The following is a 17,813-nucleotide window of genomic DNA, read 5'->3' on the forward strand; positions in this document are numbered from 1 at the left end:
GTTAACACAATCTCGTCTGTGGAAAACACCCCTAAGAACGCCAATGTGTTACTGGTGACTTTTCGTCATGAGTTGGCCGAAACGCAGCTCTACCCGTTTCATTTTTATGCGAAGACTTTGCGCCAAGACTTCGGCGTGCGATGCACACAAATTTCAATTGAAGCGTTGCAAGCGCAAGCGCGCTCTGGCGAGAGGTGCGCACCACAGACACAGATCAAGCGAATTTTCTTTCAAGCATCGTTTGAGATGCCGGCTGTAGAGGCCGTGCAAGCCTTGGAGTTTCTGAAGCAAGCCTATCCGAATGCCAATATTGCTTATATGGATTGGTTTGCCCCTTTGCACATACGCCCGGCGCTGTATACAGATCCATATATTGATATATATATCAAGAAGCAAACCTATGCTGATTTTTCACAGTACGGTACTCCAACTGCAGGCGATACAAATTTGAGTAACTACTATGGCAGTAGACACGGCCTTCCAGAGTTGGCGCAACAGTTTGTGGCGCCGGTAAATTTCGAGCGAAAGTTACGTCTAGGAAGTAACTTTGGTCTTTCTACCCTGATGGTGGACATGTTCTTGGGTGCCGCACCCGTTGCCACTGGGAGAGATATTGACCTGCATGCCCGAATTGCAGTTAACGGAGTCCCTTGGTACAAGGCTATGCGTCAAGAGGCCAAAGATGCCGTTGACAGCCTTAAGGGTTTGAAAATCGCCTCGAATGGTCGGGTTAAGCGCCACAAGTTTTATGACGAGTTAAAGCGGAGCAAGCTTTGCTTTAGTCCATTTGGATATGGCGAGGTGTGCTGGCGGGATTATGAGGCGCATGCTACCGGCGCCTTGCTGTTGAAGCCTGATATGTCGCACCTTCGTGTATTGCCAAATGTGTTTATTCCAAACGAGACCTATGTACCCTTGAATTGGGATTTGTCTGATTTTGCGGAAAAGGTCGAAATCTTTGTCAAGGACGAAAAGACGAGATCCAAGATAGTTCGGCAAGCGTTCGAAATGAATAGAGATTTTATAAGATCCAATAGTTATTCTGCATTCATTGCTGAATTAATGTGAAGTACAAGAATTTAATTATATGCAAGGGATACAAATATTACGGTATTTCGCAGCAATATTGGTTGTGATAATGCATTCCCATCAAGCGTGGAATGCGAAGCTTGGCCTAAAGCAGTACTGGGGTTTTGGGTCCGTAGGCGTTGATATATTTTTCGTCATTAGTGGTTTTGTAATGATGTATTCCACAGTACCAAATAATGGGAGTCTTGGTTCTCGGTGCAGAAGCGCTTTGGTTTTTGTGAAGCGAAGATTGATTCGGGTTGTGCCACTGTATTGGATATACACACTGATTAAGCTGACCTTGGTAATCGCCATCCCAAGCCTGGCTGTGCGTACGTTGATCGATCCTTTGCATGTGGTGTCTTCTTTTTTGTTTTTCCCTTTTCCGAGTCCTTGGGGGAACTTTGAACCCTTTTTGCCAGTTGGTTGGACTTTGAACTTTGAAATGCTTTTCTATATTGTCTTTGCTGCTGCTATTTGTTTGGGCAGAAATAGAATGGTTTTCTGTTTTTTGACTTTTTTGGTAATAAATGTTGTTTCAAAATACACCAGCTTTGGAGCTCTGGATTTTTATTCGCAGTCAATTATCTTTGAGTTTCTTCTTGGTTGTCTTGTGGCTTTAATGGTGCCACGCTTGGAGACCCTTAAGCAAAGAGTCCCTTTAGGTGTGTTGGTAATCGCCATAGCCGTCACTTATTTTTATGTTTTTGATCATTTGATGTCCCTTGATCGACTGATTGGCTGGGGAATCCCAAGTGCTATCTTGGTTATGGGCGTTCTGTGCGTGGAGCCGAGAGTAATGAATATTCCTTTTTCGGGTTTGTTGAAGAAGTTGGGTGATAGTAGTTACTCTTTATATTTGGTGCATACATTTGCCGTTCCAGCGCTTGTTATGTTATTCGGGAAATTAGATATTGATGGTCTATTCCTCTTTATGGTTTGCTCGTTACTTTTCTCAACATTTTTGGGTTTGATTTCCTATCGATATGTGGAGCAACCAATACTTGCTCGCCTGAAGAAAATAATTTGAGTCTACTTTCTATATCGCATGACTAAAGAAATATTTATTGCTTGCCCCTGGAACCCAAACGGTGGTGGTATGTTCAAGGTCGCGGACTATCTGACTCAGTGCCAGCACAGTTCTTCTGAATACACTGCGTCAAGTGCTCGTTTGGTGCCTTTGGATACTCGAGGTGATGGAAGTGCATTAGCCTCTCTATTCGTGTTGATCGGTGCACTTGCTCGTATTTTGAATGGGCGCATTAACGGAAACTTGGCAGGCGTACACGTCAATATGGCTGAGCGACTCAGCTTGTTCCGTAAGGCGGCCGTAGTTTTGTTAACGCGTTTGTTGGGCTTGCCAGTGATTTTGCACTTGCATGCAGCCCAGCTTCACCACTTTTATGCTGAATTAGCTTCACCAGTGCAGTGGTGTGTGCGCTGGGCTTTTTCCAAGGCGACAAGGGTGGTTGTTTTGGGTGCTGCAGCTCAGAAGTTCGTTACCCATACCTTGCAGGTACCTGCCGATCGTGTTTCTATTGTGATCAATGGCGTGCCCCAGCCCACGTTTCCACGCCGGCCAGCTGGGACAAGCTCACGCAAACTTCAACTTTTGTTCTTGGGTAACTTGAGTGAGCGCAAAGGGGTCTCTGACCTGATCGCTGCTATTGCTCAAAGCAAGGTTTTTAAATCAGGACTTGCAGACGCAGTTTTTGCGGGCAATGGTGATATCGATGGATATACCGCTAAAGCCGTTAATGCAGGTGTGGCCGAACTTGTGTCTTTTGCTGGTTGGTGTGATCAGAAGAAGGCGGCCACGTTAATGGCGAATGCAGATGTATTGGTCTTGCCATCTTACGATGAAGGATTACCGCTGGTAATTCTGGAGGCGCTTGCAAACGGCACCGCGGTAATTTGCACGCCGGTGGGTGAGATTCCGCATGCGCTGGTTCCCGGCAAAGAGGCGCTTTTTGTGGAGCCTGGGAATGTGATGGAACTTGCCGCAGCTATCGATTCAGTCTTGGGTGATGAGGTAGTGCGCAAGGCCTTGGAGTGCGATGGGCGAGCCTTGTACGAGCGTGAATTTTCATTGGACATGTTCGCGGACAGCATTGCGCGTATTCATCTTGAGTGTTTCGGTGTCGCATCGCGGAACTTGGCAAATGCGGAAGTGAATGCCAAATGATTAAATCGGCAAACTCCATTGAAAAAGGGGCACGGCTAAAGGCGGATATCTGCATCGTGGGAGGGGGGGCCGCAGGTATCAGTATGGCTCTTGCACTTTCTGGGAAGGGCCTGCAGGTCTTGCTGCTCGAGAGCGGCAAGTGGGAGGAAGACGCCGCATCCCAAGCGCTCTACCAGGGAACGGTAGCTGATGACCGTATGCACAGCCCCACTGATAAATACCGCCAGCGCAGGTTTGGGGGCTCCACCACCATTTGGGGTGGTCGCTGCATGCCGTTCGACCCCATTGATTTTGAAGAGCGCCCATGGGTACCGAATAGTGGCTGGCCAATTACTCACGAGGACCTTGCCCCTTTTTACTTACGGGCCAACCAATATCTTGAGGCAGGCAAGTTTGAATATGACGCAGATCAGGCGCTGCTGCCTGGCACCGGACCATTGGTGCAAGGGTTTGCAAGTAAGCGCCTGCGAACCAATGGGTTGGAGCGGTTTTCGTGCCCAACAAACATGGCCGCACGTTACGGCAATCGGTTAAAAGCTGCGGCTGACGTGCGAGTGTTGCTGGAAGCAAATTGCACTGGTATCCGGTTGGCAGAGGATGCTGGGAGCGTCAGGTTCTTGGAGGTTGCTACTCTCGCCGGCAACACTTTTGCTGTTGAAGCAGAAGAATATGTTTTGGCAACTGGGGGTATTGAAGTAGCCCGTCTACTTTTGGCATCCAACGACCGATGTCCTTCTGGCGTGGGGAATAGCTTTGACGTAGTGGGCCGCTACTACATGTGCCACATTGCGGGGAACGTGGGCACGTTATCGATAGACGGGCCTGTAGCGAATGTTCGACATGGATATGAAGTGTCGCCCGATGGCATTTATTGCCGCCGTCGATTGCAACTTACGGAGCAAGCTCAGCGTGAACTGCAAGTTGGCAATATGGTCACACGCCTGCATTTCCCTAAGATTACTGATCCGGCACACCGCAGCGGAGTGTTGTCCGGCCTTTTCCTGGCACGTTTCTTCATAAGCTACGAGTACGGCAAGCGCTTGAAGGATGGCGACCGTGATTCTCTTGGCACCTATTTGCGGCACATATGGAATGTGGTGTCCGATCCGATTGATACGATTTTGTTCTTGAGCCACTGGGTCACCAAGCGGACCTTGGCAGCGCGAAAGTTTCCATCAGTTATTTTGAGGAACAAGACCAATCGCTTCAGTCTTGAGGTCCACGCTGAGCAGGTTCCGCGTGCAGATAGCCGTGTGACTCTCTTGGATTCGAAAGATGCCTTGGGTATGCCCAGGGTAAAAGTGGACTGGCGTTACAGCCCGGAAGATATCGAGACAGTGCGAAAGACACTGCGCGCCATTAGCGAAGAGTTCTCTAACTCAGGTGTGGGCACGTTTGAGTTTGATGAACGAACTCTGGAGTCTGATTTGTTGCGGTTTGGAGCCTATGGTGGCCACCATGTGGGCACCGCCCGAATGGGGCTGGACCCGAAAACGAGTGTGGTCGACGCCAATTGTTTCGTACATGGTGTGGCAAATTTGAGCGTTGCAAGTAGCGCAGTTTTCCCGACGTCCAGTCAAGCGAACCCGACCTTAGCAATCGTTGCGATTTCTTTGAGATTGGCTAACCATATCTTGAACAAACGTCATCCTGACGCGATTGCCAGGGAGGCAGCAGCATGACTAAATCACGAATTCTTGTCTTGGGTGGATCGGGTTTTGTCGGAAAAGAGGTCGCTCGGCAATTAAGCGCCTCAGATTGGGCGGTACCGGTCGTGGCATCCAGGTTTGCAAAGTCCCAAGGGGGACTCGAAACCATTCAAGTCGATACTTTGGACAGTGCTTCATTGGCCAAAGCCTTAGTTGGAATACAGGGCGTCATTAATTGTGTTGCGGGTGAAGGTCGGGCAATTTCTGATGGCGCTGCAATTCTGGTGAAGGCTGCACTTGCTGCGAGCAAGCCGCGAATCATTCACATGAGCTCTATGTCTGTATATGGAACTGCAGAAGGTGTGATCGATGAATCGCACATTTGCCGAGACGATCTTGGGTGGTATGGGCATGCCAAGATCGAGGCCGAGAAGCGAATATTGGAGTACGCTGAATTAGGGGGCGAAGCTGTCATTCTTCGGCCCGGTTGCATAGTGGGTCCCGGAAGTCGACTCTGGGTGGATCGCATTAAGACTTGGCTAAAGGCAGGCAGACTCGGTGACCTTGGTGCCTACGGTGATGGCCCTGCTAACTTGGTTGATGTACGTGATGTGGCTCAAGCCGCGGTGAGAGGGTTGGCGCTGAAACTAGGTACGTCGCAATGTGAGATCTTTAACATCGCGTCACCGGATAGTCCGCGGTGGAACGAATATTTTTCCGACTTGGCACTGCAAATCGGCGCAATTCCGCTAAAGACATTTGGAACAAGGAGATTACAACTGGATGCCTATGCGGTGGGAGTGCCAACCAAGGTAGTTGAAAAAATACTCCAAAGAATACTCAAAAAGCCGGCGCCTCTTCCGGAAGCCATTCCCCCGTCTCTTCTTGGCTTGTGGCAGCAGCAAATTTACTTAGATAGTAGTAAGGCAACGTCGCTTTTAGGGCTTAATTGGACGAAGTACGGCTCAAAGATCTAAGGCGGCAAATAGTTTATATATGCCGCTGATATTCTGTAGCAAAAAATACCTGACTGTTGTTGTCATGTCGAATCATCTAGTACTTTCCATTAAATACGGACCAATTAGTGTTTGGGCAAACGCCGGTCGAATGTGGTTCGCATCTTTGTATAAGGGTTGGCCACTGCCATCTGTGGTTGCACAAATTGATTTTGGACATATTATCTCAATAAGGCTAATATATTTTACGTCGGGTGGTGTAGCTAGTCTTAGTTGGCGTTCGACTTCTATTTCCTGATTGGAAACTTGAAATTCATTCTTTGTGAAGTTCGGATATCGGGTTTTGAAATGAATTGATTCACCACGAAGGACGTGCGACAGAATCACTGCCGGATTGAAGTTGTCGGACATTGGATTATCTCCAATAACAACTAACTTGTACCTTGAGGAAAGGCCCTCAAGAAATGATTTGAAACTTCCAATCGATTCAGACTGGCCCAGTCCGGATCTGAAGAAAAGCTTCTTTCCTTCATGCAAATAATAATAGTTGTAATGGTCTCCAGGATCGGGCTTGGCTTGCGATTGACCGATGAAGTAGCAGTTGAAGCACCCGGCAATAATGACTTGAACTGTGTGCGTCTCAGCACTCAGAACCTTGCTCAACTTATTAAATAAATCAAAGCAATGCGGATGCAGGTCTTCCAATAAGTTGGGAATTGGGGGGCATCCCCCACCACTCAAAAATCCTACGTTTTTTCCAGCAGCAACAATGTTTTGCGATAGTGGCGCCAGTTGTTCTGCGTGTGAATCGCCAAAAACCAATATGTCGATCGGCTTACTATTATCGGATTTATAGTAGCCATCAATGCTGGTTTTTTTGAGGATGCCTGGATGTTGCCAGTCACCTATAGCTTCATTTACATGAGATAACTTGCCCGGGAATCCATTACTAATATTTCCGGCTAAGCCGATTGAGAAGAAAAATAAAAGCCCTGCAGCGGAAAATGTAAATATACCTCTGCGGCTGATTTTTTGCTTTGCTCTGAAAGGAGTCTCTATGTATCTATAGCTCAGGTAGGCGAGCAAGAAGCTGAGAAAAATTAGCGCAGCAGTTATGGTTGAATTTAGTTGATTGAATGTGTAGATTTTCGGCAAGGCGAATAGTGGCTGATGCCAGAGGTATGCACTGTAGCTAATACATCCGATCCCAACAAATATTCTATTTCCGATTAATTTGCCGGCCATTGTCGTCTCTGTTGCAAACAAAATAATGAGCAACGTACCTGTAGTGGGTAAGAGCGCGTAAAGGCCAGGAAATGGTGTCGATCTATCAAAAGCAAAAACAGAATAGAGAATTAGAAGCAACCCAAACCATGAGGCACTTTCTGCTATAGACCGCGAGCCTATTTCTTTGTTTTCTTTAGACAGAAAGAATGCAGCGAATGCGCCAATAAGCAACTCCCACATCCGGGTTGGTAGCAAATAGAAGGCAGCATCAGGTTTATTGATGACTCCCCACTGTGCTAATGCAAGACTGACAATAAAAATGGCCCCTAGTACAGCAAGTATCGATCGCCTGCCTAGCTTCCAAAACATCATTAATAGTATTGGAAAAATGACGTAGTACTGCTCTTCAACAGACAAACTCCAAGTGTGGAGTAGTGGCTTGAGTTCTGCAGTTGTATTGAAGTAACCGCTCTCTTTCCAGAATAAAAAATTCGAAGCAAATACTGAAACCGCACTGAGACTTCGAGAGAAACTTTTGAATTCACTTGGAATCATCCAAAGCCAAGCGAATGGTACGCAGATGAGTATTACAACAAACAGCGCAGGCAAGATGCGCCTAGCCCTTCTCTCGTAAAAATCAATGAGTGAAAACGTACCTTTCGCCAGCTCATTGAGAATGATGGAGGTAATGAGATAGCCGCTAATTACGAAAAATATATCAACACCAACATAGCCACCACTAAATGTGGCAAAACCTGCGTGAAAAAGTACCACAGGTATTAGTGCTATAGCGCGCAGTCCATCAATTTCTCGCCTGTAGTCCATGTTTTTGAATGTTGCGTTGTAAACATATTCGAGATGCATTAGTTACTCGAATAGCGGGTATCTGGAGAGGAGTGACGAGAAATTAAGGTCGTTTTGTGTGCAAAGATCGATACAGAAATTTCGGATTACCCACTACATACCGCTTGAATAGCCTTTTGGGCTCTAGCGCAAGGCGATAGATCCACTCTGCCTTCATGCTTCGCATCCACTCGGGTGCCCTAGTAACTTTGCCGCCCAAGAAGTCGATGATGGCACCGCCGCATACGATCAGGCACGGGAAGTGAAGCTCACTCCTTAGCTGTGCAGCTACCAACTCTTGCTTAGGCATACCCATCCCTAAAACAATGAGCGCGGGTCTTTGTGATTGCGCCAGAGCTACATACTCATCAGTACCGAGAAAGCCATTTGCACAGTGGATTGCGCTAGGTGTAGCTTCGCTGGCAGAGATGGTCTGCGCTGCTTGGCTCAGGTAGGGCTCTGCTGTTCCATACAGGGCGATCTCTTGACGGGCATATTGCTTCAAGAGGCGGGGTATCAGGTCCGTGCCATTGAGGTTGAGGCCGGCGGCTTCTCCTCGCATGTGGTACATGAGTTCCAGACCAATCCCATCTCTATAGATCGTGTCTGCCGAATTAAGTGCAGCAAAGAAAGTTTCGTCTTCGGCTGCGCAGTTCATGGCGTGTGCATTGACGAACGCCAATACGTGCGGTTGCTGCGTGTTGTGGAGAGCCTGAAGTGCTTCTTGGAGATGCTCTTCAGTATGCAGAATCTTGATTTTTGATATTAAGGTGCGCCAATGCGTGCGCCAAGCCGGATGTGCCATGTACAAATTAAGGTTGGGCTTTGCCAGCAAATCGGGCCACGAAGTCCTGGGGCAATGCTGCCACCAGCTCTGCAGAAAACTTTTGCTGCTCAGAGAAAGCGCGGGGCGCTTCTGGGTCGATGGACGACACTCTGAAAAGCAAGCCGTCAGGAATTAGGCCTTCTTTGGCATAGCTGATCTCTGCTAGTTTTTTGTTGATGCCACCTTGAAACACTTGTTCGCCCACCATGGTCCAGTAAGTGACTGGTTCATTGCGGTTGCCGAGGCGGGTTGTGATGCGGGTACTGGCAACCGACCTCGCTGGGAGCTCTAGACCGACTCTTTCTTTGGTGAGGACCTGAAAGCCCTGAGCCGGGTAACACACCTCCGGTTGGTGGAGCTGTAGGCTGTCGCGTTGGTCACGCCCATAGGCGATGGATAGCATGATGCGGTAGCCATCTTTATTCACATAAGTGCGGCTGAGAGTTTCGGTATAAATCGCATCGATCAGCGTTTGGCTGGAAGGGTCTACGATTTGTGCAGGACCAGTGGTCAGCTCACGCCACTCACCAAAGCTGGAAGGCACAATTTGTTTTAGTTTGAGTGGGGGCAGTTGGTCCGCTAGAAAAAGGGTGGGAGTGAATACCCAAGCCAAACCGGCGGCAAGCATCATGAGCACCAGAATGATGCTGTTTATTGCGGGGCCAGGGCGTCTCATGGTTTTGCGCCTCTAAGTTTGAGTTTTCGGGTGCGCCAAGTCTCAAACGCTTGTAGCGCACTATCGCCCCCGATGATGAGAAGCAGCGCGCTCAAGAACAGCACCATGCCGGCAAACCCATGCAGGAATCCTTGGCCAGCTTCGTCGCCAAAGTGGTAGGTGATGAGGCTGAGCGTCATGACACGGATGACGTTCGCGGTAAACGATATGGGAACGATGAGCAAGGCCAAGCCGATGTTCCGCAGAGCAGAGTCGCGTTGAACAAGGTTCAGGTAGAGCAGCCCAAGTGCTTCCAGGGTGAGCAAGGTGTGCAAGCCCGCGCAGGCGTCCGCAACCAAGAGTTTGTATTGCCCGATTTGCAGCATGACTCCGTTTCGCCCGATGGGGTACCCCACTGCGAAAAGCACATTTTCAGCGGCGTAAGAAACGGCCATCTTCATGGGCATGGTGACCGCGTCCACCACCGCAGACGGCAGTGGCACCATGAACAGCATGAAAAAAAGCGCGAACCACTGCGCTTTAAGGGCTTTGGTGCCGCGCTGTAGCAAGATGAGCGCGGCTACCAACCAGATGACCGAACCGATCTCAAACAGCAGGATGCCCTGGGACCGCCCGATGACATACAAAATTAGTCCGATACCGAAGAGCGGCCACCCCCAGGCACTGCTGCGCAGGCCGAGCGCTGCGTTTTCCATTGTCGGCCAGTTCTTGTACAAAAGCCAAATGGATATGCCCAGCACGATGGGCCCGTGCATCTGCTCGTCTTGACTCCAGATGCCCGAGAACAGCTTGTAGAGGCTCGGACCATACAGAATGAACAAACCTAGGCCTAAAGGGGCCCATACTTTGACGGCTTGTGCGCTGAAGGGTGGGAAGAGTGGCTTAGCTTTCATTGAGCACCGAGCCGACGAGCGCAACACCGCTATCTTGCAGACGCCTTGCAAATTGAGCCGTTTGTGGCAACTTGGTTTGGTTTTGCTTCGCCACCAGCACAGCAGCGCCTGCGCGGGCTGCAACGAGTTCGGCGTCTGCATATTCCGAGCCGGCGGGGGTGTCGATGATGATGACGTCAAACCGCTCGCTGGCAATACGCAAGAGTGCGCCAAACGCCGGGCGGCCCAAGAGCTCTTGCGGGTTTGGTGGCACTGCTCCTGCGGGGAGCACTGCTAAACCGGGTAGGCCGGGAACCAGCTGGGCTACTTCCAAACCGGCCCGACCGGCTAGCACTCCCGATAGGCCAACGCTCTTGCCCAAGCGAAAAAGCTTTTGTTGCCCGCCGCCCGCCGCAGAGCGAAGGTCTGCGTCAATCAGCAGCGTGCGCTCGCCTTGTTGGGCAAACACCACCGCCAAGTTGCCCGCTAAAAAGCTGCGGCCTTCTTTCTTGCCGGGGCTAACTACTGCCAGAACCTTGCGGTCAGGGTCAGTGTTGAACCAGCGCAGCATGAGTTGGCTGCGCACAGCTCTCAGGTTCTCGCCAACTCTGCTGAAGGGTTTGTACGCTGCGACCAGCTCGGGGCTCAGCGTGTTGTCACTATCGCTGAGGTACGAGTAGTCGAATTGCTTGGAGAGCGCAAAGTCAATGTCGTCTTTGGTGAGCACGCGCAGGGCGATGGCGGCTTCACCGAAAGGGACACGGTCTTTTTGTTGACGCTCGAGCACGCGGGCAGCGTCTTCCTGACTGAGGCGGCCTGTAGCGACAAGAATGGAGCCGATCGAGTTGCTGGAGCTCAATGGAGCAGTAGATGGAATGGAGTCGTTCATGCCAGGAGTCCAGCGGAGTTGTGTTTGAGTTTGAGCATGCCAGTGGCTGAGCTGACGGAGCCCAGGACTGGTAGTTCCAGTACCTCAACGAGATCTTCGGTAGAGCGGATCTTGCGGTTGGCAAGTTCAAGAATCAAAGCAAATCCAATCCCCAGGAAAGTGCCCAGAAAAACCGATACGAGGATGTTTATCATGACGCGTGGCTTGCTGGCACTGGTAGGGGCAACTGCCGGGTTGAGCACGGCAATGTTGGTTTGGGTGGTCTGGCTCTCAATGTTGGTCTGGGATGCTCGCTGACTGACCAGTTCGAAAGCGCGCTGTGCTGACTCGATGTCACGGCGCAACACATTGAGCTCATCGCGCTGCTTGTTCAAAACCAGGACGCGTGCCTTTTGGGCAGCCAAAGCGCCTTGGAGTTGAGCTTCGCGTTGTTTGCCGACTTGGTAGCTCGTTTCTATCGACGTAGTGATCTTGCGCGTCTCACTATCGAGTTGGGAACGCAGGGTTGCCAATTCGGACTCGGACCGCAAGATCTGCGGGTGATTGGCGCCGAGGTTTCCGCGGCTTTCGTTCAGTTTTGCTTCCAGCCTTGCAATGTCGGCTTTCAAGCCGTTAATGAGTGGGCTTTGCATCACTTCGGCAATGGAGTCGGCCTTGGTGGTTTGACGCTTGCTTTGGCTATCTGTAGTCTGGCCTTGAACGCTCGTTAGCTGACTGCTGGTTTCGTTGAGTTTTGCAGTTTCGAAGTCCAGACGTTCATCGGTGCTGGTGATGCCGTTTTTCTGCTGGTAGTCCGACAGTGCCTGCTGTGCTTTCTCCAGCTTTTCGCGGGCTGCTTTGGTTTGCTCATCAAAGAAGCTGGCGTATTGACGTGCAGGTGCTACCCGGAGGTCCAAGTTAACTTCAATATAGGCTTGCGCAAACGCATTAGCCACTGCTGCCGCAAAATCTGGGTCTGTGCCGGTGTATCCGATGTTGATGACGTTGCTTTCGCGGGACGGCTTCACATCCAGTCCACGCTGAAGAAGGCCTGCGAGCCAATCGGACATTTGGCCTTTGCCTTGCGTGGCTTCACGCCACTGGTTTTGAATGACGGGGCTACTCTCCATTTTGAGGAGCTTGACGGCAGCTTTTGCGACACGGTCACTATTGATGATGTCGACTTGGGTTGCCATGTAGCCCGGTGCCATCATTCCTTGCAGCATCAAGCCACTTACCAAATCCGGAGACTTTACGTCGACAACTACAGCCGAACTCGCCCCGTACTGTTTGGGCAGAAAGAGGCTGATGGCTGTTGTTGCTGCAACCGTAAGCAGCAGGATGAGCAGCGCCACCTTGTAGCGGGCGCGGAGGATTAGGAAAAGTTGTTGTACCGTCATGATTAAAAGATGCTTTCTTTGACGTAAAGCACATCGTTCGCTTGGACTGGGTCTGTCAATTGCGGTTCAATTTGTTGAACTGTGCCGTTCGCCAGCTTGCGATGCAGGCGCAGGCGTTTCTCAGAGCCACGGGCGTTGGGGCCGCCGCCTTGCGCTAGTGCTTGCATGATGGTCATGTCACGCTCAATGCGGAAGGAGCCGGGGCGCTGTACCTCGCCATAGATGAAAAACATGGGGGCACGGTGCACGTAGATGGTGTCTCCACCCTGTAGTAACAAGTTGTCTTGCGCCTTGTTATCCAGAAAGATGGATGGGATGTCGATTTCTTTGCGGAACGGTTTGCCTTCACGGACGCCAGTGACAACAACGATGTCATCTCCACTTGTAGTGGCGCCGCCTGCGTTGGCAAGCATGTCGCTCAAACGGGTATTGACGGTTTCAAGCGGGAAGCGGCCGGGCCGAGCCACTTGGCCCAACACGGACACTTGGTTGCCGCGGATTTGAATCAACGAGATGTTGACTTGTGGCTTTTGAATAAAGCCGCCGGTCTGCAGTGCATCTGCAATCTTCTTCTCAGCTGCTGCGACCGATAGACCGCCGAGCGGTACTGCCCCAATCAGCGGGTAGGTGATGACACCGCTCTCGGAAACGCGTGTTTCGATAGTGAGGTCGGGGTTTTGGAATACTTGCACGCGGATGGTGTCGCCTGCGCCAAGTGGGTAGTCAGCTTTGCCGTCTTGTGCTTGAGCCACGATGCTGCTCAAGGCGATAAGGCCGGTAGCAATCAAATTGATAATTTTTTTCATGATGGCGTTTTGAAGTGTGTGGATTTGGGCTGGGGCTGTGGCGACTCACTTCAAGCCGGAAACGCCTTTTTCGATTGCAGACTTGGTTTTTTCGTCTGTACTTGCGGCGTCAGAACCAGGCGCGCCGGGCGCGGAAGTTGCAGCCGCGCCTTTCTCAAATTCACCCATGTAAGTGATCTTGGTTGTGCTGCGTAGCTGTTTGATGTTCGCAGCTACTGCTTCACCGGCACGTTGATTGGTCAGGAATTGTTCAATGCGTGGCAGTGCCGCAGCTTCGGTCACCGGTGATGCCTGTGAGGACACCACACGAACCACAGTGATGGCCTGCGGTGCTTCGATCACAGTGGACTGCCCGTCTTTGAGTGCGTGGATCTTGGGGAGGACATCCAGCGGAATCTGCTCAGCAGCGCGCGTAGCGCTGCCTCCATTGAACTGCACGTTCTTGGCCTTTAAGGCCGCAGCAATATCGTCCAGACTTTTGCCTCCGGATGTGTAGCTTTTCAACAGGTCTGAAACGCCGGGTGCGTTAGGTGCGACTATCTCTTGCACATTGAAGATGCGGCGTTCGCTGAACAACTGCGGGTGGTCTGCAAAGTATTTTTTTGTGTCGTCTGAAGTGGGTTTGGCAATACCTGCGCTGATTTGCTGGATGTACGCGCGGGCCAAAATATCGCGGCGGGCTGCCTCGATCTGGGCCACGACTTCGGGCGAACGGTGGAGCTTGTTTTCGGTGGCTTGATCGACGGCCAATTGCTGGTCGATGAGTTTTTCCAGCACTTCTTTGCCCATAGCTTGGACCGCCTCAGGGCTCGCGCCGTTGGTGTTGGCGCGACTGAGCAATTGGTTGATCTGGTGTACCGAAATTTCTTCGCTCCCCACTTTGGCGGCGACTTGGGTAGCGACTTTTTTAGCCTCTTTGTCACCACAAGCGACCAGGGCGAGGGCAACGGCTGCAGCTAACAGGGTGGCAGTGAAGCGTGTATTTTTCATGGCGTATTTCGCTTAATAAGTGAGTTGTGCGGTGAGAAGCAGCATGGTGCTGTCATAGTCGAGCCCGGCTTGGTTGACGCCGCGACTTGCGTTTTGTAGTGATGCGCTGAGAGCGAGTTTTTCGTGCGCTTGCCAGTTCACCGAGAGTGTGGTGTCTCGGGTGATGTCTTGGCGGTTGCTGTTGACGCTGCTGGTAGGGCTACCCAAGTAATTGCGCTGAGCCCATTCATGCCTGAGCCGCAGTCCGACTTTGGGGCTGATTTGCCAGACTGGACCGATGCTGATTCGATCAGTACTACTGTAGTTGCTGTCGGTGGCGGCATAGGCCTCAAGCACATGGCTGAATGCCAAACTGACGCTGGTTTTGCCGCTTATGGCCCAATCCAATCCGGCGCCGGAATTGAAGCCGTTGTAGTCGCGCTGCCCGTATCGGGGATGGGTGCGGTTGATGTGGGTTAGGTTGGCGTTGGCTGCGGTGCCTCCACCAAGATCCCAGCGCAGGCGCAGGTCATTGTCCATTTGAGTGTATTGGTCGTCCAGCGCATTGGTGTTTGGCACCACACGGTTGAGGTAGCTGCCTTTGCCAACCCGCATCTGGTAGCTCAGGGCACTCCCGGAGCCGAACTGATAGCGAACGCCTGCATCGACGGCGTTGGTGGTGTAGTCACTACCCGTCACCTGTGCCAACTGGTTTTCCTGGCGGGTGGTGCTGGTGCCGGCGATCAAGCGCCAAGGCCCATCGAGCTCGTAGGTCGCATCAAAGCGGGTGGTGGTATCCATCCGTTGGTTGCGTTGGCGATAGCCAGTGAAGTCCGCAAAGCTGTTTAGTGTTTCTTTGCGGTCAGTGCTCAGTGTGCCCGTTACCCGTGGCGTGATGGCCCATTGCCAGTTGACGTTGTAGTTGTTGGCAGTGAAGCTGAGGTAATTGAACTTTTGGTACTGGTAGTCCACAAGATTCAGATTGACGGAGAGGGTTTGCAAGCTCTGCCGTGTGTTGAACCCCAGCCCGATCGTCGTCACTCCGATAGTCTCAGCGCCGCTGCTCTGGCCGGTCCTTGCAAGAACGTCGGCGTTGGACGGCAGTCGGAACAGGTTGCTGTCGCTCTGCACTGTGTAGCCTGCGCTCAATGTCAGAGGGTCTTGCTGAGCTTGTGCCATGGAAGCGGCAAGGGTGCTCAGCGCCAACGTGAATAGTGTGGTGGGAGTGCGCATGGTTCAGTAAGCCTGTTGATCTTTGGCCACCAAGCGCACAGTGCGCAGGATGATGTGAATGTCCAAGCGCAAGGACCAATTGCGAAGGTAGTCCAGGTCGTAGTCGATACGGCCCTGCATTTTGTCTAGGGTGTCGGTTTCACCGCGATAGCCATTGACCTGCGCCCATCCGGTAATGCCGGGTTTGACCTTGTGGCGAACCATGTATCCCTTAATGAGTTTGCGATAAAGCTCGTTGTGAGCGACGGCGTGTGGGCGAGGGCCGACGATACTCATCCGCCCCTGCAGCACGTTGATGAACTGTGGAAGTTCGTCTAACGAGGTTTTGCGCAAAAAGGCACCAAGCGGCGTGATGCGGCTGTCGTTCTTTTTGGCCTGGGTAACCACTCCGCCGTCTTCGGTGACGCTCATGGAGCGGAACTTATAGACCAGAATTTCTTCACCATCGAGCCCGTAGCGGCGCTGCTTAAAGATGACGGGGCCAGGGGATGTGAACTTCACAGCCAAGGCAATGCCCAGCAGAATCGGAGCAATGAGCGTAAGGATGCCAATGGAAAAAACAATATCGCTCAAGCGCTTGACCATGCCATTGGCACCGCGGAAAGGCGTCTCGCAGACCGAAATCACTGGCATGCCGCATACCGCGCTGGGGTGGCCTTGGATCAGGTCTGTTACGAACATGTCGGGCACAAAATATATGGAAGCTGTTGTGTCTTTGAGCTCGTCGAGGATCTGCAGAATTCGGGGTTGGGACGCCATCGGCAGAGACAGGTAGATCACTTGGATGCGGTCATTCTTGGCGATAGCTGCTAGCTGGTCGAGCTTGCCCAGCAGAGGGTAGGTGTCCCCCGCACTCAAACGCTCGGTGCTGCGACTGTCTACAAAACCTGCGAGCTCGATCCTTGAGTAGGGAGAGCTTTTGAGTTTGGTGGCGAGTGCCAGACCTTGCTCGTTCATGCCGACGATCAGGGCGCGTTGCCGGGGACCTTGCAAGCTGATGATGGCGGGTGCAGCCAAGCGCAGGCCCAGGGTCAGGGCCGCTTCAGTGGCTGGTGCAACCCAAAGCCAAGTGAAAAGCGCTTGGTGATCGAACTGGCGGATGTATCCGGTAGCGTACCCTGTAAGACCCAAGAGCCCAGCAATCCACACCCAATTGAAGCCGATGTCTAACAGGCTGCCGGCTTTGGAGGCTTGCAAGCGGGGCTCGCCCGGGAAGGTGAGGGCAAAGGTGAGCACGGCCAGAAGCAGGTATGCGGGGGGGATGTCCCCTTCGTACAAGAAAGCCAGTACCCAGAGCGAGCCAACAAGTGCGGCTGGGCAGATGCAAGACTCCAGGATGCCCAGAAGGTTGTCGCGCCCCAATGAGGCATGCTCATGGCCACCGTTGAACTCAGCGGCGGAGAAGGTGATGTGGGCCTTAGACATGGTTAACCCAGGCGCGGAACTTGCCAACGGCTTGGGCGCGGTTGGAGACATCCAGTTTCTTGAAGACACGCTGCATGTGGTTTTTGACGGTGAAAGCACTGATTTCCAGAATGCTGCCGATTTCGGGGTTGGTTTTGCCCAGGGCCACCCATTTCAGGATTTCGGCCTCCCGTTCGGTGAGGACGTCTGCCTCTGTGGGCAAGTGGCCGTTGGTGTAAGTAATGGGCGCGTTAGCTTGCACGGTTGCCTGATGCGGCAGGTGCTCTACCTGGCGCAAGGCAGTGTCGATATAGGGCAGGACCATCGCCATGGCGCTACGTTCTTTTTCGGTGAAATGTTCCCGGGTGCTGAAAACAACGTACAGGCAGTCGTGGCTGCCTCGCTCATCGGTGATGCCATGCACCGTAGCAGAGCGCATTTTGAGGAGCGCGCCGCCTAGTGCACTTTTCAGGCCAGCGTCATCCATGGAGAAGCCGGATTGGCCGGCGTTCAGGCTGAAAGGTTTTTTCCCAAACTCTGACCACCGGGCGAATAGGCGAGTCAACAGGGGAGTAAGTGGCTCAGTGTGCGAGGCATGGGAACGCACTCCGGACATGGCGGAAATGATGTCGTGCTGTACCGCACCGGTCGAAAAGTCACCCCAGGCCGCGATCAGGATCTCGTGGGGGAGGTACTTTTGCATGTCGCCTTGCAGCCAGATCAGCATGTCGAAATGGCTGCGCACCTCTACCGAGTGGGTGACCACACGGTGGTAGTGATGGAGATCCTCGGTAGTGAGCGAGGGCAGAAAAGACATAACAGGTAACAAAA

General features: G+C 52.0%; 16 protein-coding genes. 5 read left to right on the forward strand and 11 right to left on the reverse strand.

Annotated features, from left to right (window positions below; translation table 11 throughout):
- Nucleotides 1–18 precede the first annotated feature (18 nt).
- The 5 genes from AEP_RS17340 to AEP_RS17360 are packed head-to-tail and all read left to right on the forward strand — an operon-like array spanning nt 19 to nt 5,879.
- Entirely contained in the window at nt 19–1,068 is a 1,050-nt protein-coding gene (locus AEP_RS17340; RefSeq protein ID WP_157673202.1) for a glycosyltransferase family protein, read from the forward strand.
- 19 nt (nt 1,069–1,087) lie between these two features.
- Nucleotides 1,088–2,098, forward strand: coding sequence for an acyltransferase family protein (locus AEP_RS17345; protein WP_087496550.1), 1,011 nt, complete (start codon nt 1,088–1,090; stop codon nt 2,096–2,098).
- A gap of 18 nt (nt 2,099–2,116) precedes the next feature.
- The gene (locus tag AEP_RS17350; protein ID WP_087496551.1) at nt 2,117–3,253 is read left to right on the forward strand and encodes a glycosyltransferase family 4 protein; all 1,137 of its coding nucleotides are present in this window, start codon (nt 2,117–2,119) and stop codon (nt 3,251–3,253) included.
- Nucleotides 3,250–4,935, forward strand: coding sequence for an FAD-dependent oxidoreductase (locus AEP_RS17355; protein ID WP_087496552.1), 1,686 nt, complete (start codon nt 3,250–3,252; stop codon nt 4,933–4,935). The genes AEP_RS17350 and AEP_RS17355 overlap by 4 nt, the downstream gene beginning before the upstream one ends.
- Nucleotides 4,932–5,879: an NAD-dependent epimerase/dehydratase family protein gene (locus AEP_RS17360; RefSeq protein WP_087496553.1), complete on the forward strand. Its 948-nt coding sequence runs from the start codon at nt 4,932–4,934 to the stop codon at nt 5,877–5,879. The genes AEP_RS17355 and AEP_RS17360 overlap by 4 nt, the downstream gene beginning before the upstream one ends.
- A 72-nt stretch (nt 5,880–5,951) precedes the next feature.
- Here AEP_RS17360 and AEP_RS17365 read toward each other — a convergent pair whose 3' ends face one another.
- Genes AEP_RS17365 through epsA form a run of 11 tightly spaced genes read right to left on the reverse strand, consistent with a single transcriptional unit; the run spans nt 5,952 to nt 17,799 of the window.
- The gene (locus tag AEP_RS17365) at nt 5,952–7,949 is read right to left on the reverse strand and encodes an acyltransferase family protein (protein ID WP_087496554.1); all 1,998 of its coding nucleotides are present in this window, start codon (nt 7,947–7,949) and stop codon (nt 5,952–5,954) included.
- A 43-nt stretch (nt 7,950–7,992) separates the two neighbouring features.
- Nucleotides 7,993–8,733 (reverse strand): WecB/TagA/CpsF family glycosyltransferase, encoded by a 741-nt coding sequence (locus tag AEP_RS17370; RefSeq protein ID WP_087496555.1) that lies wholly within the window; start codon nt 8,731–8,733, stop codon nt 7,993–7,995.
- A 7-nt stretch (nt 8,734–8,740) separates the two neighbouring features.
- Nucleotides 8,741–9,430, reverse strand: a complete 690-nt coding sequence (gene epsI / locus AEP_RS17375) for an exosortase-associated protein EpsI, B-type (RefSeq protein ID WP_087496556.1) — start codon at nt 9,428–9,430, stop codon at nt 8,741–8,743.
- Nucleotides 9,427–10,323, reverse strand: coding sequence for an exosortase B (xrtB, locus tag AEP_RS17380; protein WP_087496557.1), 897 nt, complete (start codon nt 10,321–10,323; stop codon nt 9,427–9,429). The genes epsI and xrtB overlap by 4 nt, the downstream gene beginning before the upstream one ends.
- Nucleotides 10,313–11,191, reverse strand: a complete 879-nt coding sequence (gene epsG, locus AEP_RS17385; RefSeq protein ID WP_087496558.1) for a chain length determinant protein tyrosine kinase EpsG — start codon at nt 11,189–11,191, stop codon at nt 10,313–10,315. Before epsG ends, xrtB begins: the two co-directional genes overlap by 11 nt.
- Nucleotides 11,188–12,570, reverse strand: a complete 1,383-nt coding sequence (epsF, locus tag AEP_RS17390) for a chain length determinant protein EpsF (RefSeq protein WP_087496559.1) — start codon at nt 12,568–12,570, stop codon at nt 11,188–11,190. The genes epsG and epsF overlap by 4 nt, the downstream gene beginning before the upstream one ends.
- A 2-nt stretch (nt 12,571–12,572) precedes the next feature.
- Nucleotides 12,573–13,376: a polysaccharide export protein EpsE gene (epsE, locus tag AEP_RS17395; RefSeq protein ID WP_087496560.1), complete on the reverse strand. Its 804-nt coding sequence runs from the start codon at nt 13,374–13,376 to the stop codon at nt 12,573–12,575.
- A gap of 45 nt (nt 13,377–13,421) precedes the next feature.
- Complete coding sequence (locus tag AEP_RS17400) at nt 13,422–14,366, reverse strand: EpsD family peptidyl-prolyl cis-trans isomerase (RefSeq protein WP_087496561.1); 945 nt, start codon at nt 14,364–14,366, stop codon at nt 13,422–13,424.
- A 12-nt stretch (nt 14,367–14,378) separates the two neighbouring features.
- Entirely contained in the window at nt 14,379–15,578 is a 1,200-nt protein-coding gene (epsL, locus tag AEP_RS17405; protein ID WP_087496562.1) for an XrtB/PEP-CTERM-associated polysaccharide biosynthesis outer membrane protein EpsL, read from the reverse strand.
- 3 nt (nt 15,579–15,581) lie between these two features.
- Nucleotides 15,582–17,003 carry an undecaprenyl-phosphate glucose phosphotransferase gene (locus AEP_RS17410; protein ID WP_087496563.1) on the reverse strand — a complete coding sequence of 474 codons (1,422 nt, stop codon included), beginning with the start codon at nt 17,001–17,003 and terminating at the stop codon, nt 15,582–15,584.
- The gene (epsA, locus tag AEP_RS17415; protein ID WP_087496564.1) at nt 16,996–17,799 is read right to left on the reverse strand and encodes an XrtB/PEP-CTERM-associated transcriptional regulator EpsA; all 804 of its coding nucleotides are present in this window, start codon (nt 17,797–17,799) and stop codon (nt 16,996–16,998) included. Before epsA ends, AEP_RS17410 begins: the two co-directional genes overlap by 8 nt.
- Nucleotides 17,800–17,813: the final 14 nt, after the last annotated feature.

The organism is Curvibacter sp. AEP1-3 (genome assembly GCF_002163715.1).
Lineage (GTDB): Bacteria > Pseudomonadota > Gammaproteobacteria > Burkholderiales > Burkholderiaceae_C > Allorhodoferax.